The 23,958-nt window shown below is 60.3% G+C and carries 13 protein-coding genes and 2 tRNA genes; 10 read left to right on the plus strand and 5 right to left on the minus strand.

The genetic code is table 11. The features are described from left to right. Positions 1–163 precede the first annotated feature (163 nt). A complete protein-coding gene (locus tag ACVWYY_RS04515; RefSeq protein ID WP_011433256.1) occupies positions 164–1,162 on the minus strand; it encodes a ribose-phosphate pyrophosphokinase in 999 nt (332 codons plus the stop codon). Between the two features lie 119 nt (positions 1,163–1,281). On the opposite strand from ACVWYY_RS04515, the gene ACVWYY_RS04520 reads away from it, so the two are divergent. The 5 genes from ACVWYY_RS04520 (at position 1,282) to ACVWYY_RS04540 (ending at position 10,948) form a co-directional block, all read left to right on the plus strand. Then, positions 1,282–2,814 carry an ABC transporter ATP-binding protein gene (locus ACVWYY_RS04520; protein ID WP_457439688.1) on the plus strand — a complete coding sequence of 511 codons (1,533 nt, stop codon included), beginning with the start codon at positions 1,282–1,284 and terminating at the stop codon, positions 2,812–2,814. A gap of 131 nt (positions 2,815–2,945) precedes the next feature. After that, positions 2,946–7,553: an NINE protein gene (locus ACVWYY_RS04525; RefSeq protein WP_457439690.1), complete on the plus strand. Its 4,608-nt coding sequence runs from the start codon at positions 2,946–2,948 to the stop codon at positions 7,551–7,553. Between the two features lie 90 nt (positions 7,554–7,643). Then, positions 7,644–8,954 carry a rod shape-determining protein RodA gene (gene rodA, locus ACVWYY_RS04530; RefSeq protein WP_414419476.1) on the plus strand — a complete coding sequence of 437 codons (1,311 nt, stop codon included), beginning with the start codon at positions 7,644–7,646 and terminating at the stop codon, positions 8,952–8,954. Positions 8,955–9,074: 120 nt separating this feature from the next. Further along, positions 9,075–10,280 (plus strand): cysteine desulfurase family protein, encoded by a 1,206-nt coding sequence (locus ACVWYY_RS04535; RefSeq protein WP_041436530.1) that lies wholly within the window; start codon positions 9,075–9,077, stop codon positions 10,278–10,280. 59 nt (positions 10,281–10,339) lie between these two features. Beyond that, a complete protein-coding gene (locus ACVWYY_RS04540) occupies positions 10,340–10,948 on the plus strand; it encodes a CPP1-like family protein (protein ID WP_457439692.1) in 609 nt (202 codons plus the stop codon). Between the two features lie 38 nt (positions 10,949–10,986). Here the strand turns inward: ACVWYY_RS04540 and ACVWYY_RS04545 are convergent, their stop codons facing one another. The 3 genes from ACVWYY_RS04545 to lysA form a co-directional block, all read right to left on the minus strand. After that, positions 10,987–11,733 carry an isoprenyl transferase gene (locus ACVWYY_RS04545; protein ID WP_011433250.1) on the minus strand — a complete coding sequence of 249 codons (747 nt, stop codon included), beginning with the start codon at positions 11,731–11,733 and terminating at the stop codon, positions 10,987–10,989. A 6-nt stretch (positions 11,734–11,739) separates the two neighbouring features. Then, on the minus strand, positions 11,740–12,663 hold the full coding sequence (gene cdaA, locus ACVWYY_RS04550) for a diadenylate cyclase CdaA (protein WP_414328940.1): 924 nt from the start codon (positions 12,661–12,663) through the stop codon (positions 11,740–11,742). Positions 12,664–12,881: 218 nt separating this feature from the next. Continuing rightward, a complete protein-coding gene (lysA, locus tag ACVWYY_RS04555) occupies positions 12,882–14,261 on the minus strand; it encodes a diaminopimelate decarboxylase (protein WP_414412578.1) in 1,380 nt (459 codons plus the stop codon). A 221-nt stretch (positions 14,262–14,482) separates the two neighbouring features. Here lysA and ACVWYY_RS04560 point away from each other — a divergent pair. From ACVWYY_RS04560 to ACVWYY_RS04580, 5 genes are all read left to right on the plus strand, one after another. Then, positions 14,483–14,568 (plus strand) — tRNA-Tyr (locus tag ACVWYY_RS04560). 8 nt (positions 14,569–14,576) lie between these two features. Beyond that, a tRNA-Thr gene (locus ACVWYY_RS04565) sits at positions 14,577–14,648 on the plus strand. 134 nt (positions 14,649–14,782) lie between these two features. Continuing rightward, positions 14,783–17,572 (plus strand): cation-translocating P-type ATPase, encoded by a 2,790-nt coding sequence (locus ACVWYY_RS04570; protein ID WP_457439699.1) that lies wholly within the window; start codon positions 14,783–14,785, stop codon positions 17,570–17,572. 241 nt (positions 17,573–17,813) lie between these two features. Beyond that, the gene (locus tag ACVWYY_RS04575) at positions 17,814–22,142 is read left to right on the plus strand and encodes a PAS domain S-box protein (RefSeq protein ID WP_457439695.1); all 4,329 of its coding nucleotides are present in this window, start codon (positions 17,814–17,816) and stop codon (positions 22,140–22,142) included. A gap of 34 nt (positions 22,143–22,176) precedes the next feature. After that, positions 22,177–23,409 carry a hybrid sensor histidine kinase/response regulator gene (locus ACVWYY_RS04580; RefSeq protein WP_457439697.1) on the plus strand — a complete coding sequence of 411 codons (1,233 nt, stop codon included), beginning with the start codon at positions 22,177–22,179 and terminating at the stop codon, positions 23,407–23,409. A 35-nt stretch (positions 23,410–23,444) separates the two neighbouring features. Here the strand turns inward: ACVWYY_RS04580 and ACVWYY_RS04585 are convergent, their stop codons facing one another. Next, complete coding sequence (locus ACVWYY_RS04585; protein ID WP_457439701.1) at positions 23,445–23,801, minus strand: HesB/IscA family protein; 357 nt, start codon at positions 23,799–23,801, stop codon at positions 23,445–23,447. Positions 23,802–23,958 lie beyond the last annotated feature (157 nt).

A 23,958-nucleotide genomic window follows, 5' to 3' on the forward strand; every position in this document is an offset into this window, starting at 1 on the left:
CTGGCCAAGGAGCTGGCTCAACCCAGTCCATCACGGTGGATCAGGAGCACCTGTTGGGTTGGTCTGTACAGGGAAAAAGAGCAAGGGATCCCCAGCAGGCGCACCCATTCTGCACCCACTCTACTCTAGCGATACTCTGGAGAAACTTACTTTGAAACTTACTTTAGTGAAACATGCTGCTGACGGAGCTATCTTCATGGATGCGCCAGATCGCTTCCCCCAGCACATTGGCTACCGAGAGAACGGTTAACTCGGGAAAGTGCTGCTCTGGAGGGATAGGGATGGTGTTGGTGACGATCACCTCTTCAAACAGGCCACCCCGCAGGCGTTGAATGGCCGGCTCAGAAAAAACAGGGTGAATGGCGCAGGCGTAAACCGCCTTGGCCCCCAGCTTGCGCAGCAATTTTGCCCCTTCCGAGATGGTGCCTGCGGTATCGATCATGTCATCCACAAGGATGGCAGTTTTCCCCCGCACATCCCCAATCAGATTCATGACTTCCACATCGTTGTGGGCTTGGCGGCGCTTGTCAATGATTGCCAGAGGGGCTTCCTTGAGTTTTTTGGCAAAGGCACGGGCACGGGCCACACCCCCCACATCGGGAGAGACGACCACAATGTCTTCGTCGAGCAAGCCCTTTTCCTTGAGGTAAGCCTGTAATACCGGCTGGGCGTAGACATGGTCGAGGGGAATGTCGAAGTAGCCTTGAATCTGGGCCGAGTGCAGATCCATAGCCAGCACGCGGTGAGCTCCCGCCTGGGTAATCATGTTGGCCACCAGCTTGGCGGTGATCGCTTCTCGGCCTGCCGTTTTGCGGTCGGCGCGAGCGTAGCCGTAGTAGGGCAAGACAGCGGTGATCTGCCGGGCAGAGGCGCGGCGACAGGCGTCAATAATGACCAGCAGTTCCATCAGGTGGTCGTTGACGGGGCGGCAAGTGGGCTGCACCAAGTAGACATCGGCACCCCGAATCGACTCCTGAATTTGGATGTACAGCTCGCCATCGGCAAAGCGCTTGCGCAACATCGGGCCCAGATCCATGCCCAAGTAACGCGCCACCTCTTGAGCCAGAGCCGGGTTAGCGCTGCCTGAGAAGATTTTGAGGCGGTTGCTATCCGAGATGGGTGGCAGGGGGGAAGGGCGGAGAAGAGGGGCAGGGCGAACCACAGATCGATGCTGAACTCGTCCGCAGCCAACGCCTAACGGCGAGCTGTCGCTATCGTAGCACCAGCACTTGCAACCTCAGCAACTGTATTCTTGGGGATTTTCTGGGGAGGCAGGTTACTATGAGCAGAATGAAGGTCGAGCTGCTGCACATCCACAAGCGTTTTGGGGCGGTACAGGCGAACCGCGATGTGTCCTTGCGGGTGGAGGCGGGCACAATCCACGGCCTGCTTGGGGAAAACGGGGCCGGCAAAAGTACCTTAGTTAAGATCCTGAGCGGCTTTCTGCGCTGCGATCAGGGGGAGATTTGGATCGATGGGCAACCGGTTCGCATCAACAGCCCTGCAGCGGCCATTCGTCTGGGCATTGGCATGTTGCACCAGGATCCCTTGGATTTTCCTTCTCTGACGGTGCTGGAAAACTTTATTGCCGGGCAGCGGGGGCGCTTGGGTTTGGGGCTGCGAGAAAGCCGGAAACGTCTTGAGAAAGCCTGTGAAGAGTTTGGTTTTAATCTCAACCCCGATCGAGCCATCGGCAGTTTGACGGTGGGGGAACGGCAACAACTGGAAATGCTGCGGTTGCTTTCCCTGGGGATCAACACCTTGATTTTGGATGAGCCGACGACGGGCATTTCTGCAGCGCAAAAAGATCTTTTGTTCGCGGCTCTGAGAAGGCTGGCGGGGCAGGGCAAATCGGTGATCTTCGTCTCCCACAAGCTGGCCGATGTGGAGTGCCTTTGCGATCGGGTGACGGTGATGCGGCAGGGGGAGGTGGTGGGGGAGCTGCCTGTTAGAGGTGAGGACATTGCCCTGCTGGAACAGCGGTTGATCGATTGGATGTTCGGGCGGGAGTTGGCACCCCCGGCTCGGCCCCATTCTCCGCAAAGGAGGGCGGATCCCCTGTTGGAGTTGCGCTCTCTGGTGGTGCGGCATGAGCCGTTTGCCTTGGCTTTGCCAGATCTGGCGGTGCAGCCGGGGGAAGTGATTGGGTTGGCCGGTTTGGAAGGCAGTGGGCAACGCTCTTTCCTGCTCACCTGTGCAGGGTTGTTGCCGCCCAGGCGTGGCCGGATTCTGTTGGGGGGGCAGGAGATGACAGGCCGTCCTTACGGCGACTATCTGCGCTGTGGGGTGGGGTTTTCTCCGGCGGATCGGCTGCGGGAAGGGCTGATCCCCGGCTTAACCTTGCAGGAGCATTTTGCCCTCCAGCAGCAGGATCCCTGGATCAACTGGGCTCTGGCCCGTCAGCAGACCCAAGCGGCCATCGAACACTTCAGCATTCGGGGTCACCCCTACAGCCGGGTGGAGCAACTCTCGGGGGGCAACCAACAGCGCAGTCAGTTGGCTCTCTTGCCCACACCCCTGAGTCTTTTGCTGATGGAGCACCCAACGCGAGGGTTGGACATCGAGTCGGCGCTGTGGGTCTGGGGGCAATTGCTGGAACGCACCCAAGCGGGTACGGCTATTCTTTTTGCCTCGGCGGATTTGGACGAGATCCTGCAGTACAGCGACCGGGTGATGGTGTTCAGCGGCGGACAGGTCTCGGAACCCATTCCGGCGGCGGAGCTCACCGTTTCGCGGCTGGGGCAGATGATGACACTTCCCGTCTTGCGCAGCACTCACAGCAGCGAGATCCCAGGGATCCCGACTGAGGTTTAGAGGGCTGGTCGCATCAGCAGGAACTGACACTCTGCCGCAGCAGGAGAAGGATTTGAGAACAGCATGGCAACCGGACAGAGCAAGGCTTAGAGTAGCAGTAGCCCCAAGCCTTTTGCTCAAGGAATCTGGCCATGGGATCCCAGGATCGCGCTCCGCCCTCAGGAACAGAGGAGCCGCAATCTGACCGTTCGCGCTCCTCGGACGACGTCCTTTTGCAGCTCACCGTTCGGGGATCCCGGCAGCAAGTCTTGCAGGGTTTGCGGGCCTGGCTGGAGCTGAGCTTGCTGACTCCAGAGCACTTTCGCTTGCTGGTGGAGCAGTATCGGCTAGAGGGGGAGGAACCAAGGTCAGCGGCAGTTTCCCCCAGCGACGAGATCCCGGCTCGTCTTGGCTCGGCCTACGTGCTCTGGATTTTGGGTTTGTTTGGCATCTGTGGCCTGCACCGTTTTTATCTGGGCCGCTGGCGGACGGGTTTGCTCTGGCTGTTGACCTTTGGGCTGCTGGGGATCGGTCAGCTCCTGGATTTGATTTGGATCCCGGGGATGGTGCGAGAAAGAAATGCTCGCCTGGCTGGATCTGGAGTTGAGGCGGGAGAAGAGCCCCAAGCTGCCCCTCAATCCACTCGCGCTACTCGGACGGAGTCCTTGCCCCCCCCTACCCCGGCGCTGGCTGTTTTGCTGCGGAACTTGCTGTCAGAGCTGAGCGTGGCTTGGCTGTTGCTGCTGGGCCTGTTTTTGGTGGTGGTGTCCTCGGGGGTGCTGGCGGCCAGCCACTGGGAGCAATTTTCTCCAACTGCTCAGTATGGGGTGCTCTTGGCCTATACGGCGGCTTTTGGGGTAGGTGCTGGATGGATCCAACGGCAGGAAGGGCTGCGTCTAACCGGTCAAACCTTGGAGGCTATTGCCCTGCTGCTGGTGCCGGTGAACGTGTGGGCGCTGGATGGGCTGGGGATCCTTTGGGGGATCCGTATCCTGGCGCTGGGCTTGCTGCTGGGGATCCCGTTGACGGCTGAGGGTCGGGTGCGCTCGCTGGGTTCAGGTGCCGGCTTTCGCGACAGCGGTGTGGAGCCCAATGCCTTTTACGGAACCTTGGTGAACTTTTTGGCCCTCTCTGGCTTGCACGCTTTCTGGAGCTTGGGGCCGCAGGAGCTTCGCCCTGCTTTTGTCCTGGGGATCCTGTATCTGGGGATCCTCAGCACCGTGATTTACACCTGGAGCCGCCGGTCTCGGGAATTACGGGGCTCCAAGATCTGGCTAATCGGGGCTGCCGGATCCCTGTTAATCCTACGGGGGCTGCTGTCTGGGCATGTCCAAGTGCCGCAGTTGGGGTTGGCGGTGGCCCTGTTGGGTTGGCTAGCAGCGGAATGGCCCCAGGGATCCCCGTACATCGTAGCAGAAGGCGCTCAGGAGGGGATGCTCTCCCGCTGGTGGGATGGAAGCTGGGTGCTGTTGGTGGTGGGCTGGCTGCTGGCCGCCATTGGCTTGGCGGAGAGCCCTTTCAGCGGCTGGCAGTTGCTGGGGATTAGCCTGCTGGGGATCCATGTCTTAATCGGGCGCTTGCGCCGACACACCCAGTCGCCCCAGCGGGACGAAGTCCTTAGGGTGCATTTGACGTTGCTGTTCTTGCTGGGCCTGGAAACTTGCTGGGCTTTTTGGCAGGTGTGGCCAGCAAGCTGGCGGCAAGAGGTTGTAGCTACAGTAACCAACTGGTTTCAGCCCCTTGATTCCCCTTGGGGCTTGCTGGGGTTGGCGCTGCTGCCCTACGAGGTGCTGTGGTTGGGGTTGGCGGCCCGCTGGCAGAGGAGCACTCCAGAAGCCGGCGAGACAGACTTTTCTGGGCTGGTGGAACCAACAGAGCGCTTGGTTTTGGGGCTAGGGGGATCCCTGCTGCTCTTGAGCCTTCCCCATCCGGCCATTCGCTTTTGGCACTTGCTTTTGAGCGCCGGGATCCTGGCCTGGTGGCTACAACAAAAGTCCAGATCAGGAGAAACTCCCAACTTTCTTTGGGTACTCCTGACCCACGCCTACGGAGTGGGGGCACTGCTAGCCGGGATCCGCTGGCTTTTGCCCGACTTGTTCGCGCCAGCGGTGCGGAGCACTAGCTTGTCCGCTTGGGGAGTGGTTCTGCTGTTGGTGGGTCTATTGGAATGGGCAGGGCGGGTGGCTCTGGGTGGGTCAGAGCGCTTTTTTTGGGGAGTGCCTGCGGAGCTGTGGCAGCGAAGTGCAGATGGCATAGGGCTGGTGCTGGTGGGATCCAGCTACTTGGCGTTTTTGCTGCAACGGCTCCCCGAGTTGTCTGCGACGGGTGAACAATCCTTTGGCTGGCTGTGGCTGCTGGTGCCTCTTGCTTTAACGGCAGCTCAGGTATTGGCCCTGCCCCCCCTGGAGTTCATGCCCCGCTGGCTGCAGAGCCCAGAGCAAGGGGGATTGGGATCCCTTTCCTGGCAGCAGGGGATCCCAGTGCGGGGATCCCTGCGTCTTTGGGCCGTGCTCTCGCTGGTGATGGCGCAGTTGCTCACCTTGGGCAGGCCGGGCCCGGATCTGCTCGGGCTAGGGCTGGGGTTGCTGCTGCTAGCTACCCAGGTGTGGCTATGGGCTTGTCCCTTGCCAAGTTCCCCTACTCCTGGAGCAGAGGGGGAAGCCCTGCTGGCGGTGGCCTTCGGCTCAGGGTTCGGCCTGGTGGGGATCAGCCGGCTCTTGCCGACACTTACGGAAGCGGAATGGCTGCTGGTCTTGGCAGCGCTGCTGTTGCTCTTGAGCGGCTGTCGCTACGGCATCCGGCACCTCTCTTCTCGCCTGCAAGCCGCTTACCGGCCAGCCCTGGATGGCTGGGGTATACCCTTGGGGTTGGTGCTCTTGCTCTCCCTAACGTTGCCCACCGCGGCGGCCCTCTTCACCCCTTCCTCGCCCCCTGCTTTCTCGGCAGCCATACCGCTGGCCTCTGGGGTTACCTGGCTGGCCATTGGTCTCCGACTTTGGGTAGAGGTTGCTCCGGTCTTCTCTGCTCCCATTGCCGAGACGGGATCCTCTCCAACCCTCCCCCCTAGCGCTAGCGGGACGGAGTCCTCTCCGACAGGGGATGCCCCTGAAATTGCCCAAGCCCTTTCATCTGGCCAGATCAAGGGTCAGATGGATGGGTTGTTGTACGGGCTGGGCTGGGCTTTGGAGCTACTGGCGGCAAGCGGCGTGTTGTGGGCTGTGCAGGGATCCCGTCCTGTTGCCCCTCTGCTTGCCGTCATCAATCTGAGCCTGGGGATCCTCTTTTGGATTGGGCCGGAAAAACTCTTGCTTGAGGGGGCCGCTCGCGCTGGCGGGACAAAGTCTTTGGGGGGGCAGCTCCTGCAACAGGTCAGGGCCCTGAGCTTCTGGCGGACGGGGCCTTTGATCTATACAGGGTTGGGCTGGCTGGGATCCCATGCCCAGTGGAGTGAGGTAACGGGCTTGGGCAGCTTAGGTCTCTCCATCGTGTTGCTGGGCCTGGGGCGTCGACAGGCGGTCCAACGGGCGCAAGAGCAAGGCCGGGAAGACCTCCGTCCTGCCAACTGGAAAGGGCTCCTGGGCGCTTGGGGCGTGTCTGTGGCCGCCTACGAGAGCTGGGTTTACTTCCTCAGCCAGCGAACTGGGGGATCCCTGGCAAATGGGTTGGTGTTGATCGCTCTGTTAGGGCTGAGCTTGGCCTGGGGCTACGGCTTTTGTCCCCCTTGGCTGGCGGCGACCCTGCAGCTTAAAAGAGCTGGGTTGCGCTGGATGGCCTTGGCCAACTGGGCTCTGGCCAGCCTTGTCCTCTGGTCTGCCCTTTTCGATCCTCGCCTCAGCCGTTGGGGACAGCTCCTCTGGGTGCTGACGGGATCCGGCCTGGTGGCCTATGCCGCCGGACAGGCGAGAACCTCAACTCTAGAATCTCCAACAGAGCAAAATTGGGTGCCAACGGTCTGGGGTTACCTCAGTGCATGGCAAGGAGCTGGGGTTCTGCTGGGCGGTGTGTTCCTGGGGCTGCCACAGCTATCAATAGCGCGGTGGGCCGGATCCCTGCTCTGTGGGCTGGGGCTGGTTTACCACGGCTTGCCCTGGCGACGGTGGGGCTGGCCGTCGGATCCTTGGCAGAATACAGCCTTGGTGCTGCCCCTGGCCGCTTTTCTGGTAACCGCGGGAGGAAATAACACCCTTAATCTGCTGCTGGGGGCAACCTACTATGCCCTGCTGGCTATCTGGAGATCCCAAGTGCGCCTGGGCTATGTCAGCCTGTTCTTGAGCAACTGGATCCTGTGGAATTACGGCTGGCATCAGGATTGGGCTTCCCTGACGTTCTATGCCCTGCCCCTGGTGGGATCCCTGCTCTATGTGGCTCAGGTGGATCCGGGATTACAGGAAGCCAGCGGGCGACAGGGGCGGCATTGGCTGCGGCTGGTTTCCTTGGGCACATGGCTGCTGGTGGTGCTGGTGGAAACCCACGGGCAACTGTGGACGGGCTTTTGGCCGGTAGGGTTGGGTTTGGCCTTGGGTCTGCTGGGCTTGGCCTTGCGGGTAAGAGCTTATCTCTTCGTGGGCACGCTGGCTTTTGGGCTGGGGATCCTGCGGCAGGGATGGCTACTGGTGACAGCTTATTCGCTGCTGTTCTGGGCCACTGGGATCCTGCTGGGCCTGCTTCTGATTTGGACGGCAGCCAATCTTGAAGGGCGTCGAGAAGAGGTGGGATCCCGCCTCTCCGCTTGGCTAGGGCAACTGCAGAGCTGGGAATAGCTCCCCCCGTGGGAGAGGGGTCGAGAGTGAGCCAGTGGGGCAAGGGGCATGTCAAACTGGTGCTGGCCTTGCTTTGGAGGATGGGGTCTATTGCTGGGCAACGTTGACCCAAAGGTGTCTTCTCAGCCTAGGTGGAAAAAGCTTCTGCGGCAGATCTTGGCTCCTTGGCGCGAGTTCGATGGCATGTTGCTGGCCACGGTGCTGGCCTTGACAGGCATCGGCATTCTTGCCATCCGCAGCGCAGTCTGGGAGCGTCCCATCAGCCACTATTGGCTGCAGCAGTTGATCATGGCCGGGATCAGCCTGGTGTTTTTGGGAATGGTAGCCCGGATCCCGTATGAGCGGCTTTTGCGCTGGCACTGGTTCACCTACTTCCTGACCTTGGCAGGTTTAATTGCAGTGCTCTTTTTCGGCACGGCGGGGGGAGGGGCGGAGCGCTGGCTCTCCATCGCTGGCTTTCAGGTGCAGCCTTCTGAGTTTGCCAAGCTGGGGGTAATTGTTACCCTGGCTGCTCTCCTGCACCACTGGCCGATCAAGTACTTCAGCCAGATTTGGGTGGCCGTTGCCGTCATTGCTCCTCCCTGGATCTTGATTTTCCTGCAGCCCAACCTGGGCACTGCCCTGGTGTTTGTGGTGATTGTCCTGGTCATGCTCTACTGGGCCGGAGCCAAGGGCAGTTGGATCCTCTTGCTCCTGTCGCCGGGGGTGGGAGCCATTCTCTATGGCTTACACACTCGCCCAGAGCTGAGCTGGATGCTTTGGGTTTGGCTGCTCTGGTGTCTGGGAATGGCGGGGTTGGCTGCTTGGCGTCTCCCCTGGCAGTGGACGGGGGCCGTAACTTTTGGGGTAATCAACCTGCTCTCGGGGCAGTTGGGTCAGCTAGCTTGGCACCTTCTCAAGCCCTATCAGCGGCGGCGGCTGGAGATTTTTATCGATCCCATGCAAGAGCCCTGGGGAGCCGGCTATCACCTCATTCAATCCCGCATTGCCATCGGAGCCGGCGGCCTCTGGGGCCGCGGTATCCAGCAGGGCACCCAAACCCAGCTGGACTTCATCCCCGAACAGCACACGGATTTTATTTTCTCGGCCATTGGGGAAGAGATGGGTTTTATCGGCACCCTGACGGTGCTGATCCTGTTTTGGATCCTGTGTGCGCGGCTGATCTGGATTGCCCAAGGGGCCAAGGACAATTTTGGATCCCTGATTGCCATTGGGGTGCTGGCGATGATCCTCTTTCAGGCGGTGGTGAACATCAGCATGACCATCGGCCTGGCCCCGATTACCGGCTTGCCTTTGCCTTTTCTAAGTTATGGCCGCTCGGCTCTACTGACCAATTTTCTGGCCATTGGCTTGGTGGAATCGGTGGTGATGCACCGCCAGCGTACTAGTCTTTTCAAGTAGGCAGGCTCAATTTGCCTCCAGCGGGTTTGGCCTCAACAAGGGGAAGCTGCTGCCAGCGTTGGGCAACACTGGCCAAGGATCTTAAGATAGGAACACGGAGCCCCGGCTGGTCGAGCTGGCATGTTGCGTTTGGATCCTGCCCTCTACTTTGACCACAGCGCCACCACTCCGCCTCGGCCTGAGGTGATCGAGGCCATGCAGATGGCGATGCAGGAAAGCTGGGGCAACCCCTCCAGCTTGCACGGGTGGGGAGAACGGGCCGCCATGGCCATGGAGCGGGCGCGGCAGCAGGTGGCCGAGCTGCTTAACTGTGAGCCGGAGGCGCTGCTGTTTACCTCAGGCGGGACGGAGTCCAACAACCTGGCCCTGTTTGGGGTGGCCCAGCGCTACTCTACTCCCCAACATCTCATCATCTCCAGCGTCGAGCACGCCTCGGTGGAGAATGCTGCCCGCCAGTTGCAGTCCCAAGGCTGGCAGGTCACCCGTCTGCTGGTGAACGCCGCCGGCCAGGTGGATCCCCAGACTTTGATCCAGGCGCTGCAACCCAATACCGTTTTGGTCTCCATCGTCCACGGCCAAAATGAGGTGGGATCCCTGCAGCCCATTGCAGAGCTGGGTCAGATCTGTCGCCAGGCGGGGGTGCTCTTCCACACCGACGCTGTGCAGACGGTGGGGCGGATCCCGCTGGATCTGGCGCAACTGCCGGTGGATCTGCTCTCCCTTTCCGGGCATAAACTCTACGGGCCCCAGGGGGTGGGGGCACTGTACGTGCGCCCAGGGGTGGAGCTGCGACCGCTGCTGCGGGGGGGTGGGCAAGAACGGCGGCTGCGGGCTGGCACCCAAGGGATCCCGGGCATTGTCGGCTTGGGAGTGGCGGCAGCTTTGGCGGCCCAAGAGCTATCTCAAGAAACGGCCCGCCTGCGGCAATTGCAACGGCATTTGGCCCAGTTGCTAGCGGAGGTGCCCGGTTTGCGGCTGACCGGCCCCGTCCGTTTGGAGCAGCGCCTGCCCCACCACCTCAGCTACTGCGCCGCAGGGATCCCGGGGAATGTGCTGGTCAGGGCCCTAAGCCGCCAGGGGATCGCCATTAGCGCCGGCTCCGCCTGTAGCAGCGGCCAACTGATCCCCAGCCGCATCCTCTTGGCCATGGGCCACTCAGAAGCCGAGGCGCTGGGATCCATTCGCCTTAGCCTTGGCAAAGCCACCACCTACGCTGCGGTTGAGTATGTGGCCCGATGTCTACAAACGGAGCTTGCCTCCATCTCCAAATCCGTAGCCTTGGGGAATGCGGCAACTCAATCCCCGTTGTCGATCCCCGTCACGTAGCCGGATCGAAGGTCGGGCAGGCTGGGTTAAGGTGATAAAGAGTTACAGGGCTGGTCGCTATGGCTGAGATGAGTCCGTATCAGGTGTTGGGAATTAGCGAAGAAGCCTCTTTTGAAGAGATTCAATCGGCGCGGGCTCGGCTCCTGGCCAGCTTGGGCGCCGATGAACAGCAGCAAGAGCGGGTGGAGCAAGCCTACGATGCCATCCTGATGCAGCGCCTGCGCCTGCGCAAAGAGGGCAAAATCGCCGTTCCCGATCGCATTCGCTACGCCGAACAACGGGCTGCCCATCCTGAGCCGGAGCTGAGTTTGCCTCGCCCTGCTGCCCAAGATCCCCCCTGGGTCGGCCGCTGGTTGGATACCCCCTCTACCGCCGATGCCCTCTGGCCTGCGGCGCTGCTGGGTGGGCTGGGGGGTTGGGTTATCCTGGCTCCCGATGAGTACCCCTCGCTGCAACTGGCCTTGGGGCTGATGGCTTGTATCTATTTCCTGTACCGCAAAGAGCGCCGCTTCATTCGCGCTTTTCTCTTGGCCCTGGCGGGCCTGAGCCTGGGGCTGATGTTGGCCTACGGCATTGCCCTTCCTCTCACCGGTGGCGATGCTCCTGGTGCGCTGTTGGTGGGGATCACGTTTACGGTGATGTGGTTGGTGACCAGCTTTCTGCGCTAGCTGCCGGTTGGCAACGGATATCCAACCAGGGATCATCCTCACCTGCCAAACCGCCGCTGCCGCGACTGATAGCTAAGCAAGGCTTGGTGAAAAGCGGCTCGGTCGAAATCCGGCCAGAGGATGGGGGTGAAATACTGCTCGGTGTAGGCCATCTGCCAGAGCAGGAAGTTGCTGATGCGCATCTCGCCGCTGGTACGGATCAGCAGATCAGGATCCGATAAGCCGGTGGTGTAGAGAAATTGGGAAAAGAGGGCCTCGTCAATCTGATCCGGCTGCAGCAGCCCCTGCTGCACCAAGGTGGCAATGGAGCGGCAGGCTTGTAGGATCTCCTGTCGTCCCCCGTAGTTGAGGGCCACCGTCAGGCAAATGCCCTTGTTGTGCTGGGTGCAGGCCACCGCATGCACGATGGTTTCCTGCAGAGAGTGGGGCAGAGCCGACAACTGGCCGGCAAACTGGATGCGCACCCCCTGCTGCACCATTTCCCCCAATTCCTGCCACAGCACCTGCTCGAACAAAGTCATGAGAAAATCCACCTCCTCGCGGGCCCGGCCCCAGTTCTCGGTGGAGAAGGCATAGGCGGTAAGGGCTGGGATCCCCCAGTCATCACAACAGCGCAGCAGCTCCTTCAGGGCCGCTACCCCTCGCTGATGCCCAACACTGCGGGGTAAGCCCCGTTTTTGCGCCCAACGCCCGTTGCCATCCATCACCACCGCCACATGGCGGGGCAACAACTGCGGATCTAGGTCGGCAGGCAACTGCAGAAGATGGGCAGGAGAAAGGGTCATGGAGATTCAGTCTTCGGGGAGGGTTTTCTCAGGTTTGCGAAAGAGTTTAGTCAGATCGGCAAGGGATCCCCACCAGCGCAGCGGCCCATTGCGAAACCAGGGGTGGGCCCACAATCCCTTTAGCGGAGCATCTCGTTTTTTGGCATCGCGGGGATTGCGCAACCGCTGTACCAGCAGTTCGTGTAACTTGGCACTGGTCAGAGGCCGCTCGATGCGCCCACCCTCCGCCAGGGAAATGGATCCCGTTTCTTCTGAGACCACAATACACAAGCAATTGGTCTGCTCTGTGATCCCCATCGCAGCGCGGTGCCGTGTGCCCAGCTGTCGGGAGGCGGCCCGCTCCGAAACCGGCAGGATGACCCCCGCTGCGCGAATGCGATTCCGATGGATGACCACAGCCCCATCATGCAACAAAGTTGAAGTCTGGAAAATGGTCTGCAAGATCTCCCGCGACACCCGCGCCTGGAGAGGTACTCCTTTGTCGGTAAACACCCGCGAGTCAATTGGTTGCTCCGGCTCAATCACAATCAGCGCTCCTGTGCGGTTTTGGGAAAGTTCTCGCACTGCTTGCACCAGTTCTTCCACCAAATCTTCCTCAGGATCCTCCTCGTCATCGCCTGCGTTGCTCGGCCACTCCATGCGGATGGCTCTTGCCAATTGCTCCAGCAGCCGCCGAAACTCCGGTTGAAAGAGCACGCCCATGGCTACAGCTGCGCCCAGGAGCAGGCGATCCAAGATCAGGTGAACCAAGGGGAGAGAGGCTGTGGCCAGGTACAGCACCAGCAGCACTATAAATCCCCTCACCAGCACCCCAGCACGACTTTCGCGGGTGTAGTAGAGAGCCAAAGCCAACAGAAAGACAGCCAGAGCCCAGTCCAAGAGGCTGAGAAAGTTAAACTGCTGTAGCCAAGCCCATAAGGCCGCCAGCATGGCGAAAAACCCCGTTCACGCTCCCCTCATTGCGGACCTTCTGCCTGGTGCCGTTCTGCACCTCAGAACCCCTGTTGGACTGCGGCCCCCAGACCAGCCTACCACTCACCTCCTGGCTGTCTTCCAGTCTTTCTCGCATGAGGTGCGTTGGCTGCGGTCGGCGCTGCCAGGAAAGGCTGTGCCTCTACTGACCAGATGGGTATGGGCAAACTTCCCCTTCAACGCAGCAACCGCTCTGGCAAGACATCTTGACGGATTAAGTCGGCATAAGTTTCTCGCCGCACAATCAACTGGGCCTCTCCCTCGTTGACCAGCACCGCGGCTGGCCGAGGGAAGCGATTGTAATTGGAAGCCATGCTGTAGTTGTAGGCCCCCGTCGCCAAAACCACCAACACTTCTCCTGCCATTGGGGCGGGCAGAAGCACATCCTTCAACAGCACATCCCCCGACTCGCAGTGCTTGCCGGCCACCGTTACCCGCTGCGTGGCCTCTGCCTCTGGTCGGTTGGCCAGAAGGGCGGTATAGCGGGCTTGATAGGTGATCGGGCGCGGGTTGTCGGACATACCACCGTCGATGGTGATGTAGGTGCGTCCCTGGGGCAGGTCATCGCTGGGAGGGATCCGCTTTTGCCCTCCCAGGGTGTAGGCGGTCACGGCAGCCGGCCCAATCACAGATCGTCCAGGCTCGCAGAGCACCTTGGGCAAAGGGATCCCGGACTGGGCAAAGGCTTGTTGCACCGCCGTTGCCACAGTTTCCACCCACTCCGGGATGGAGGGGGGATCATCGGATTCGACATAGCGGATCCCCAGGCCCCCACCCACATTCAGCTCTTGTAGGGGCAACCCTCTGCCCAGCCCTTGCCGCCAGATCTGGGCCAGCACCCCCGCCAGGTCGCGGTGGCCCTGTAGATCAAAAATCTGTGACCCAATGTGGGCATGGAGCCCAACGCACTGCAGTTGGGGATGGGCTGCCAAAAAGTCAAACACCTCCGGCAGTTGCCATTGGCCGATGCCGAATTTGCTGTCGGTTTGTCCGGTGCGGATGTACTCGTGGGTGTGGACGTCAATACCAGGGTTAACCCGCAGGAGCAGCCGCGCTGGCCGTGCGGGCGTGGTCAGGGCCGACACCTGCTGCAGTTCGTACAGGCTATCGACCACCAAAGTACAGCCCGTCTCCAGGGCCAAGTTCAGCTCGTCGAGAGACTTGGCGTTGCCGTGCAGATAGAGATCTTCACCTTTGGCCCCCGCCTGCAGGGCCGTGTACAGCTCCCCGCCAGAAGCCACATCCAACCCCAGCCCTTCTTGCAGCGCCAATGCACAGATGGCCAGGCAATTCCAGGCTTTCGTGGCGTACAAAACCCGGGATCCCCCGGCGTAGCAGCGGGCCCAGGTGTCACGGTAAAGCTGGCAGGCGCGGCGCAGCGTCCATTCGTCCAGGATGTAGAGAGGGGATCCAAACTGGCGCACCAGCTCCACCACGTCGCACCCCCCAATTTCCAAGTGCCCCCGGCTGTTGATACGGCTGGTCAAGGGGCGCAAAGACTGGTTGGGGGAAAGGGTCTGCTCTGGATGGGTGGGAGTGCCGAGGGTCGAAATCATGGTCAGGAGTCAGAAAACTGTCTTAAACGATATCAAGTTCCTTATTCAGTTTGTCTTGAAAAGTGCCCAGCCCTAACCCGATCCCTTTATACCCAGCTCTGGGGCTGCCTCGTTCCGCTTCGACTCTGACTCCTCGGTTTTGAGATGGCTGACAATTGGCACAGTGGGAGTGTGTCTGACTTACGCAACACCTTCTGCTATGATGAAAGACCGGTGTCAACGGGTCGATGCCCGAGGGGTTAAAGGGGGCGGACTGTAAATCCGCTGGCTTACGCCTACGTTGGTTCGAATCCAACTCGGCCCACCATCGGCTTTGCCCACGTGGCTCAGTGGTAGAGCACCCCCTTGGTAAGGGGGAGGTCACGAGTTCGATCCTCGTCGTGGGCTTGGCGCTCTGAAGATGATCCCAGCCGCTGGCGCCAGAAGAGCTATGGCCCGAACAACTGGGGAGATGACAAGAATCCTCCCCCTCGAGGGCGGGGAGTATGTCAAAATGCGGCAAGAACCCTCGAGTGGTCGCGATGATCCCACCGGATGGATCCCCCCTTGCTTCTGTTCCTGCCTGGCATAGCCTCACCCTCGCCGCTGCCATCCAGAAGTTGCAGACCGATCCCGATCGTGGCCTCACCACTCAGCAGGTGATCCAGAGGCAGCGGCAATATGGCCCCAATGAGCTGATCACCACTTCTGGCCGTAGCTCCTGGCAAGTCCTGCTGGATCAATTCCGCAACATCATGCTGCTGATGCTGATCGCCGTAGCGGCGATCTCAGCCACTTTGGACTTGCAAGAAGGCGAGTTTCCCAAAGATGCCCTGGCCATTTTGTTGATCGTTGGCCTTAACGGTGGCCTGGGCTATTTGCAAGAAAGTCGGGCGGAAAAAGCGCTGGCGGCCCTGAAAAAACTGGCCTCCCCTACTGTGCGGGTGGAGCGGGATGGCCTGTGGCAAGAAGTTCCAGCCAGCCAACTGGTGCCGGGGGATCGCGTGCTGCTGGAAGCCGGGGTACAGATCCCAGCCGATGGGCGCTTGGCCGAGGCCGTGAACCTGCAGGTGCGGGAAGCAGCTTTGACCGGAGAAGCCACCCCTGTAACCAAACAGGCAGATTGCGTACTCCCGCCGGACATCGAGCTGGGGGAACGGCGCAACATGGCCTTCATGGGCACCGAAGTGATTCAGGGGCGAGGGATCCTCTTGGTTACTGCCACCGGCATGAACACGGAGCTGGGCAAGGTGGCAACCTTGCTGCAATCGGTGGAGACCGAGCCCACCCCGCTGCAGAAGCGCATGAGCCAACTGGGCAATGTGCTGGTGTCGGGATCCCTGGCTTTGGTGGCCTTGGTGGTGGGGATAGGGTTGCTGCAAGCCGGGAGTATGGCCCCTTTCACCTCGCTTCTGGAAACCTCCTTGAGCATGGCCGTGGCCGTGGTACCAGAGGGGCTGCCTGCGGTGATCACTGTCACCCTGGCCATTGGCACCCAACGCATGGTGCGCCGCCATGCCCTCATCCGCCGCCTGCCAGCAGTGGAAACCCTGGGATCCGTGACCACCATCTGCTCCGACAAAACCGGCACCCTCACGGAAAACAAAATGGTGGTAACCGACATCGTTACCCCCGACCGCCACTACCACGTCAGCGGCAGCGGTTACATCCCCAAGGGATCCTTCTACTGCGGCGGCCAGCCCATAGATCCCGGGAGCGCCCCGGATCTGCAGGCCATCTTGCGGGCCGTGGTGTTCTGCAACGATGCCCTGTTGCAGGCCAGTCTCCAACCTGTTGCCGGGCGTAACCCTCGGTCTGCAGTTTCTTCTCCCCCTTCAACGCCCACCTGGTCCATCCTGGGGGATCCCACCGAGGCCGCCCTGCTGGTGGCAGCCGCCAAGGCCAATCTCCACAAAGGCTCTTTACAGGAGCGCTACCCACGGGTGCAGGAGCTTCCCTTCAGCTCAGAACGCAAGCGCATGAGCGTGGTGATCCAGGAAAACGGCGGCTATTGCGTCTACACCAAGGGATCCCCAGAGCTGGTGCTGGAGCGGTGTGATCGTATCCAGAAAGGGGGCACTTGGCAGGAACTGTCGGAAACCGATCGCCAAGCCATCCTCGGCACCAACAACCGCCTGGCCGCCCAAGGTATCCGGGTTCTGGGGGTAGCCACCCAGAGGCTAGAGCGGATCCCGGACAACGGGGAAGAGGTGGAGCACAACCTGGTTTGGCTGGGCTTGGTGGGGATGCACGATGCTCCGCGACCAGAGGCGCGAGAGGCCGTGGCCCGCTGCCGAGAAGCCGGGATCCGCACGTTGATGATTACCGGCGATCATCAGCTCACGGCTGTGGCCATTGCCCGGGAGTTGGGCATTCTCGAGTCGGAGGATCAGGCGATTGACGGGCGTACCCTCTCCCGCTTGAGTTTCGAGGAGCTGCTGCAAACGGTACAAACCGTCAGGGTCTATGCCCGCGTCGCCCCCGAACACAAGCTGCGCATTGTCCAGGCCTTGCAAAAGCAAAACGAGTTCGTGGCCATGACCGGGGATGGGGTCAACGACGCCCCTGCCCTGCGCCAAGCGGATATTGGCATCGCCATGGGCATCACGGGCACCGATGTGAGCAAAGAGGCCAGCGATATGGTGCTGCTGGACGACAACTTCGCCACCATCGTGGCAGCCATTGAAGAAGGGCGAGTGGTTTACAGCAACATCCGCCGCTTTGTGAAGTACATTTTGGGCAGCAACATCGGCGAAGTGCTGACGGTGGCTGCCGCCCCCATCCTGGGCTTGGGGGATGTGCCGCTGACACCCCTACAGATCTTGTGGATGAACTTGGTGACTGACGGCCTGCCCGCTCTGGCCTTGGCTTTGGAACCGGCGGAGCCAGGGGTGATGCAGCGCCCCCCCTTCAACCCCAAAGAGAGCATCTTCGCCCAGGGGCTGGGAGCCTACATGGTGCGCATCGGCGTGGTTTTTGCCATCTCCACAATCCTCATGATGGCCATTGTGGAAGCCTACATCCCCCACTGGCGCACGATGGTCCTCACCACCCTGTGTATCGCCCAGATGGGCCATGCGCTGGCCGTGCGCTCCAACGAGAAGCTCACCATCGAGACCAACCCTTTTTCCAACCCCTACCTGCTGGGCGCGGTCCTGACCACTCTGCTCTTGCAATTGGCTCTGCTCTATGTGCCTTTCTTGCGCAGCTTCTTTGGCACAGAGGAGCTAACCCGCACTGAACTTTTGATCTGCTTGGGCTCTAGCACCGTGGTTATGGTCTGGGTGGAGTTGGAAAAACTCTATTGCCGCTGGCGCAAGGGATCCCGCTGAATCTTCACAATTATTTTTCACAATAAAGCATCTTCACAATAAAGAGTCTCTCTCCCTACTGCACCCAGAAACAAAGCTTTGAGCCAAGACTCATTTCCCCAAAAAGCCACTCTTGAGGAATCCTGCCCATTGCATAGAGGCCATTTCCGCAAGTTAGCTGAGCTTCCCCTTTTGACCTCCAAGATAAGCTGGAAAGACTTGCTGGGATACTGTGGAAAGGGGGCAGGAATCTCCGGGTTCTATGCACAGAGAGCTATGGGCGGTAGGGAAAACGGTGGGCCTGGTGGATCCCTCTGGCCTTGCCTTTTGGCTGCTGGGATCCCTCTTCTTGGCTCTCCTGCTGCTTGGCGTCAGCCTGGGGGAAAGTCAGCCGCTTTCTGTCTTCAGAGGGATCCTGGGATCCCTTTCTCGAAGATTTCCCTTCCAACCTCCTAGAGGCACCCCCAGCCCAGAGGCTCGTTTTCGGGCAGCCTTGGAAGCCAGCTTGGATGCTATTTACCTGCTGGAGGCGGTGCGGGATCCCGCTACCCGCGAGATCCGCGACTTTGTCTTTGTGGATGTCAACGCCAAGGGGGAAGAGCTCATTTCCCTCCAGCGCCGGCAGATCATCGGCCAGCGGCTGTGCGAGCTGCTGCCCATCAACCGCTGGGGGGGCTTTTTTGAGAAATACAAGCGAGTGGTGGAAACCGGCATTCCTCTGGAAGAGGAGTTCCCCATTTCGGGGCAGCCGGGCTTGAAGGCCAGTTGGATCCATCACCAAGTGGTGCCGGTGGGAGACGGGATCCTCATCACCAGCCGCGACATCAGCGAGCGGGTCAAGATGGAGCGGGCTCTACAGGAAAGCGAGTCTCGCTACCGCGCCCTCTACGAGGCCATTCCCGACTTGATTTTTGAGCTCAGCGCCGAGGGAGTCATTCTTCATTGCAAGCCTTCCCCTTACGTTCCCACCCGACATCCGCCTGAGTTTTACGTGGGTTGCCGCGCCCAAGACGTGTTTACTGGCTCGCTGAAAGAGCAGTATCCATCTCTGGCGGAGGGGGCCTTGGTCAGCCAGACGCCGCAGTACCTAGAGTACGAAGTTGAGATTGAGCCGGGGATCCGCTGCTATCGGAGAGCCTGCGTTGTCGCTCACGGGAGAGACAAAGTTTACATCCTGGTGCGAGATATCACCGAGCGGAAACAGGCGGAGTTGGCCCTTAGAGAAATGGAAGCCACCCAGCGGGCCATTCTCCAAGCCATCCCCGACCTCATCCTTCGCCTGAATAGCCAGGGCATCTGCCTGAGCTTTATTTCCGGAGGCGATATCCATCTCTACACTCCAGCCGAGCAGCACTTGGGCCGATCCCCCCGGGAAATTCTGCCGCTGGAGCTGGCAGAGCAGCGGCTTTTCTATGTTCAGCAGGCTCTGGCCACCCAAACCCAACAGCGCTACGAGTACAGCATTGAAGTTCAAGGGGAGGTACGCTACGAAGAGGCCCGCATTGTCCCTCTCAACAGCCAGGAAGTCCTGGCAATCGTGCGGGATATTACAGAAGCCAAGCAGGCGGAGCTGGCCTTGAAAGCCGCTGAACAGGTGCAGCGAGCCATTCTAGAAGCCATTCCCGACTTGATCTTCCGCCTGGATAGCCAGGGCATTTGCTTGAGCTTTGTCTGGGGGGGCGAGGTTGTTCCCTATAGCTCACCCGACACCTACGTGGGCCGATCCCTGCAGGAGCTTTTGCCACCGGAGTTGGCCGAGCGGCGGCTTTTCTTTGTTCAGCAGGCTATAGCTACCCAGACGCGGCAGCGCTACGACCAAAGCATCGAGATTGAAGGGGAGACCCGCCACGAAGAGGTGCGCATTGTGCCCCTCAACGCCCAAGAGGTGGTGGTGATCGTCCGGGATGTTACCGACAGGGTGCGATCCCAGCAGGCCGTTCAGGAAAGCGAGCAGAAGTTCCGGGCGCTGTTTGAGAATGCCGCTGTGGCCATCCTCATCCGTCATGCCGAGACCGGCGAGATCCTGGAGGCCAACTCCCAGGCCATTGCGGCCTATGGCTTCTCCAGCCTGGAGGAGCTGCGGGCCTTCGACGCTTCCGAGCAGTCTCCCTATCGCCAGGCTCTTCGGGGCGGGGAGTTCTCGCTGCAGTCCTACTTGGAGCAAGCCCGCCAGCAGGGATCCGCCCGCTTTGAGTGGCAATGGCAGCGGCAGGATGGCCGAGTTGTCTGGGAAGACGTGTTTGTGCAGCCCCTTGTCTTGCGCGGGATCCCGTGTTGGGTGTTTACCGCGGTGGACATCACTGCCCGCAAGTCGGCAGAAGCGGAGCTGGAGCAGTTTTTCTCGGTGGCTCTGGATTTGCTCTGCATTGCCGATGCCCAAGGGTACTTTCGCCGTCTTAACCGAGCCTGGGAGACTACGCTGGGCTATTCTCTGCAGGAGCTGCAGAGCCGACCCTTTTTGGAGTGGGTTCACCCGGACGACCTCCCCGCCACGCAGGCGGCCATGCAGCAGCTTATCGAAGAGAAACGGCTGGATCACTTTGTCAACCGCTACCGCACCCAGGACGGCAGCTATCGTTTCATCGAGTGGCGAGCCTCTTTGGCCGGATCCCTGTTCTACGCCGCCGGACGGGATATCACCCTAGCCAAGCTGGCAGAAGAGCAGATGAAAGCAGCCAAGGAAGCTGCCGAAGCCGCCAGCCGGGCCAAGAGCGAGTTCCTGGCCACCATCAGCCACGAGATCCGCACCCCCATCAACGCCATTTTGGGGATGACCAGTCTACTCCTGGACACCTCCTTGGATCCGCAGCAGCAGGATTGGGTACAGACCATCCGCTATGGAGGCGAGGTGCTGCTGAACCTAATCAACGACATCCTCGATTTCTCCAAGATCGAGTCCCAGAAGCTGGAACTGGAGGAAATGCCTTTTTCCTTGCTGCAGTTGGTGGAGGAGCTGCTGGATCTGATGGCAGCCCAAGCCCAGAGCAAGGAGCTGGAGCTGATGGCCTGGGTGGATCCCAACCTGCCGCCAACCTTGATAGGGGATCCCAACCGGCTGCGCCAAATCCTGGCCAATCTGCTCAGCAACGCCATCAAGTTCACCCCCCAGGGAGAGGTGGTGGTGACCGTCGAGGCCGGGGAGAGGGATCCTGAAAAGCAGTGGGTAAGCGTTCAGGTGCGGGATACAGGCATTGGCATTCCCCCCGAAAAATTGGATCGCCTCTTCAAGCCCTTCAGCCAGGTGGATAGCTCCATCAGCCGCCAGTTTGGGGGCACCGGCCTGGGCTTGGCCATCAGCCAGCGTCTCTGCCAGCTCATGGGGGGAGCAATCGGGGTGGAAAGTCAGCCGGGCCAGGGATCCACTTTTCGCTTTCGCATCCCCCTAAAGAGGCCAGACCAGGAGCTGTTGCCAACCGCCGCACCGGATCCGTGCTTGGCCGGCAAGCGGGTTTTGCTGGTGGAAGACAACGCCAGTCAACGGCAGTTGCTATCCCGACTGCTGAGCGCTTGGGGCATGGAGGTAACCTGTTGTGCCTTGGCGGCAGAAGCCCAGGCTGCAGTTAGAACTCGTCCTTTTGACCTGGCCCTTCTGGATGCCACCCTGCCAGACCGGGATGGCTTGACCCTGGCGGCTGACCTGCAGACAGCGCAACCCCACCTGTTGCCCATAGTGCTGACGGGGCGCAACTTCATCTCCACAGCAGACCCTCTCCCCACTTTGGCCAAGCCGGTCAAAGCCTCCCAACTGCGGAAGCTGCTGCTGGGGCTTGTGGGAGAAAAAGCTCCTTCCTCCTTATCTTCCTCTCCCGCCGCTCCTCCCTCCATTTGGGACGCGACCCTGGCCAGCCGCTACCCGCTTCAGATCCTGGTGGCAGAGGATAACCCGGTTAACCAGAAGGTGATTCGCCTCATGCTGGAGCGATTGGGCTACCGGCCCGACATAGTCGGCAACGGTCTGGAAGCCGTCCAAGCTCTGCGCCTGCGACCCTACGATCTGGTGTTGATGGATATGCAAATGCCGGAGCTGGATGGTCTTGCGGCCACCCGTCGCATCCGCGCTGAACTGCCTCCTGAGCGCCAGCCTCGCATTGTTGTCCTCACGGCCAATGTGTTTTCGGAAGGCCGTGCTGCCGCCGAAGCTGCCGGGGTGGATGGCTACCTCACCAAACCCTTGGAGCCAGCCGCCCTAGTCCGGGTTCTTCAGGGATCCCTTCCCCTTCCCATCCCGGCCAGCCAAGAAGAGGATCCGCCCCTCGACCCCGTTATCCTCGCCCAGATGCGGGCAGTCTTCAGCTCTCCAGAAGCCTGGCAGGAGATGATCCAAACCTACCGGCAGGACAGCGAAGCTCTATTGGGATCCCTGCGGCAGGCCCTAGAGCAGCGGGATCCCCAAGCCATTGCTCGGTTGGCCCACCGCCTCAAGGGCAGCAGCAGCACCCTGGGCGCCAAACGTCTGGCCGAGCTGTGTCAGCAGTTGGAAAAGCTGGTTCATGCCGAGCCAGCCAGTTCTGTAAAATGGGATACTATAGAGCAAGCCGTGCAGCAGCTGGAGGTGGCATATCGGCAAGTTACCCTCAGTCTCTCCTCCTGAGTGCAGAGCCTTTCTCCCTCTCCTCTCAATGCCTATGCTGAGGCCCAATCCCCACCCTCCGGCCAGCTCGCCGGCGGTTCCTGAGGCCCAGGCGGGATCCCCCTCTCCTGAAAAGAAGCCGTTGTTGTTGATCGCGGAAGATGAGCCCAGCCAGCGACTCTTGGTTCGCTACGCCCTTGAGCGAGAAGGCTACCAAGTTCTAGAAGCCAGCAGCGGCGAAGTCTGTCTGCAGCTAGCCGCTCAACACCCAGTGGATATGGTCTTGCTGGATGCGGTCATGCCGGATGTGGATGGGTTTGAGTGCTGTCGCCGCCTCCATGCTCAAAACTCGGATCTGCCCATTCTCATCGTCACGGCGCTGGAAGATGAGTCCTGCGTGGATGAAGCCTTTGCTGCCGGGGCCAGCGATTACATTTCCAAACCCATTCGTTGGGCGGTTTTGAAGCGGCGTATCCGTCACCTGATCCAGGCCAGCCAAGCCCAACGCCACCTGCGGGAACTCAACCAAGCCCTAGAAGCCAAAGTGCAGGAACGTACCGCCCAGCTGGCCTGCCAGGTGCAGGATCTGCAGCAGCTCAGCCGCCTTAAGGATAGCTTTCTGGCCAGCGTTTCCCACGAGCTGCGCACTCCCCTCACCAAGATCAAGTTGGCCCTGGAACTGTTGGGCCGCACTCCTCTCAACGAGAAGCAGTGCCAATACCACCGCATCGCTTTGGAAGAGTGTCAGGCTGAAATTGAGCTGATCAACAAGTTGCTGGATCTGCAGGGCCTGGAAGCCAAAGAGTTGAGCTCTGCGGCTGCCGCCATCGATCTCCACAGCTTTTGCACAAGCCTACTCAATGGGGTGCGAGAACGGGCTCAGGCTCGGCAACTAAAGCTGGAGATGGCGGAGCTGACCTCATTCCCGGCAGTGCTCTACAGCTACCCGCAGCAGCTAACCCTGATCCTGAAGGAACTGCTGGAAAATGCCTGCAAGTTTACCCAGCCGGGCGGAACCCTCCGCTTGGAGGTGCAAGCCTTTCCCGGTGGGGTTGAGCTAAGGATTGGCAACACCGCCCAAATCGAGCCTGAACACCTGCCCCACCTTTTCGAACGCTTTTACCGGGTGCCCTCTGAGGATCCCTGGGCGCAGCCGGGCAGCGGCCTTGGACTGGCCTTGGTGAAGCAGTGGGTGGAGTATCTGCAGGGCCAAGTCCGGGTCACCAGCCAGAAGGGATGGACTTGGTTTGTCCTTTGGCTGCCCAGCCTAGAGCCCTCCAACCGTTGACGCCCAAAGGCGGGTGGGAGGCAGCGATTGAGACTTTAGTGACCAACGACAGCAGCAGTCTCAGCAGTGGCAAAGGAGGTGCCACACCCACAACTGGCGACTGCGTTGGGGTTCCTGAAGCGGAAACCGCCCCCCAGCAGATCCTCGGAAAAATCGACGGTGGTGCCGCTGATCAAGGTCATGCTCAAGGGATCCACCGCCACCTGGATATCCCCAAAGTCGAAGGTGTGATCGTCAGGGTTGGCCTGAGACTCGAAGTTCATTACGTAAGAGAGGCCAGAGCAGCCGCTCGGCTTGACCCCCAGACGCAGGATGGGCTGGGATCCCTCTTTTTCGTACTTGCTGCGCAGGCGCTTCAACTCTTGGATGGCGCTATCGGTCAGGGTGATCATGACGAGAAGGCTCAAGGGTACGTTCTACTCCCCATCCTATCAAGGGTTTTTTCTCGGCCAGCGAGAGCATGACTCTAGTCAATAATAAGCTCAACTATACTGAAAATAATGTATAATATGTTCAGTACGGATTACTACCAGTTGATCTTTCTGTTTA

Source organism: Thermostichus sp. MS-CIW-34 (genome assembly GCF_054060435.1).

What these genes read in the sequence shown, in the direction of transcription:
- ACVWYY_RS04545 (WP_011433250.1), bottom strand. Translation starts at nt 11,733, where the DNA reads ATGACCCTTTCTCCTGCCCATCTTCTGCAGTTGCCTGCCGACCTAGAT.
- ACVWYY_RS04540 (WP_457439692.1), top strand. Translation starts at nt 10,340, where the DNA reads ATGGCTGAGATGAGTCCGTATCAGGTGTTGGGAATTAGCGAAGAAGCC.
- ACVWYY_RS04525 (WP_457439690.1), top strand. Translation starts at nt 2,946, where the DNA reads ATGGGATCCCAGGATCGCGCTCCGCCCTCAGGAACAGAGGAGCCGCAA.
- ACVWYY_RS04575 (WP_457439695.1), top strand. Translation starts at nt 17,814, where the DNA reads ATGCACAGAGAGCTATGGGCGGTAGGGAAAACGGTGGGCCTGGTGGAT.
- ACVWYY_RS04535 (WP_041436530.1), top strand. Translation starts at nt 9,075, where the DNA reads ATGTTGCGTTTGGATCCTGCCCTCTACTTTGACCACAGCGCCACCACT.
- ACVWYY_RS04585 (WP_457439701.1), bottom strand. Translation starts at nt 23,801, where the DNA reads ATGATCACCCTGACCGATAGCGCCATCCAAGAGTTGAAGCGCCTGCGC.
- cdaA (WP_414328940.1), bottom strand. Translation starts at nt 12,663, where the DNA reads ATGCTGGCGGCCTTATGGGCTTGGCTACAGCAGTTTAACTTTCTCAGC.
- ACVWYY_RS04520 (WP_457439688.1), top strand. Translation starts at nt 1,282, where the DNA reads ATGAGCAGAATGAAGGTCGAGCTGCTGCACATCCACAAGCGTTTTGGG.
- ACVWYY_RS04580 (WP_457439697.1), top strand. Translation starts at nt 22,177, where the DNA reads ATGCTGAGGCCCAATCCCCACCCTCCGGCCAGCTCGCCGGCGGTTCCT.
- lysA (WP_414412578.1), bottom strand. Translation starts at nt 14,261, where the DNA reads ATGATTTCGACCCTCGGCACTCCCACCCATCCAGAGCAGACCCTTTCC.
- ACVWYY_RS04570 (WP_457439699.1), top strand. Translation starts at nt 14,783, where the DNA reads ATGATCCCACCGGATGGATCCCCCCTTGCTTCTGTTCCTGCCTGGCAT.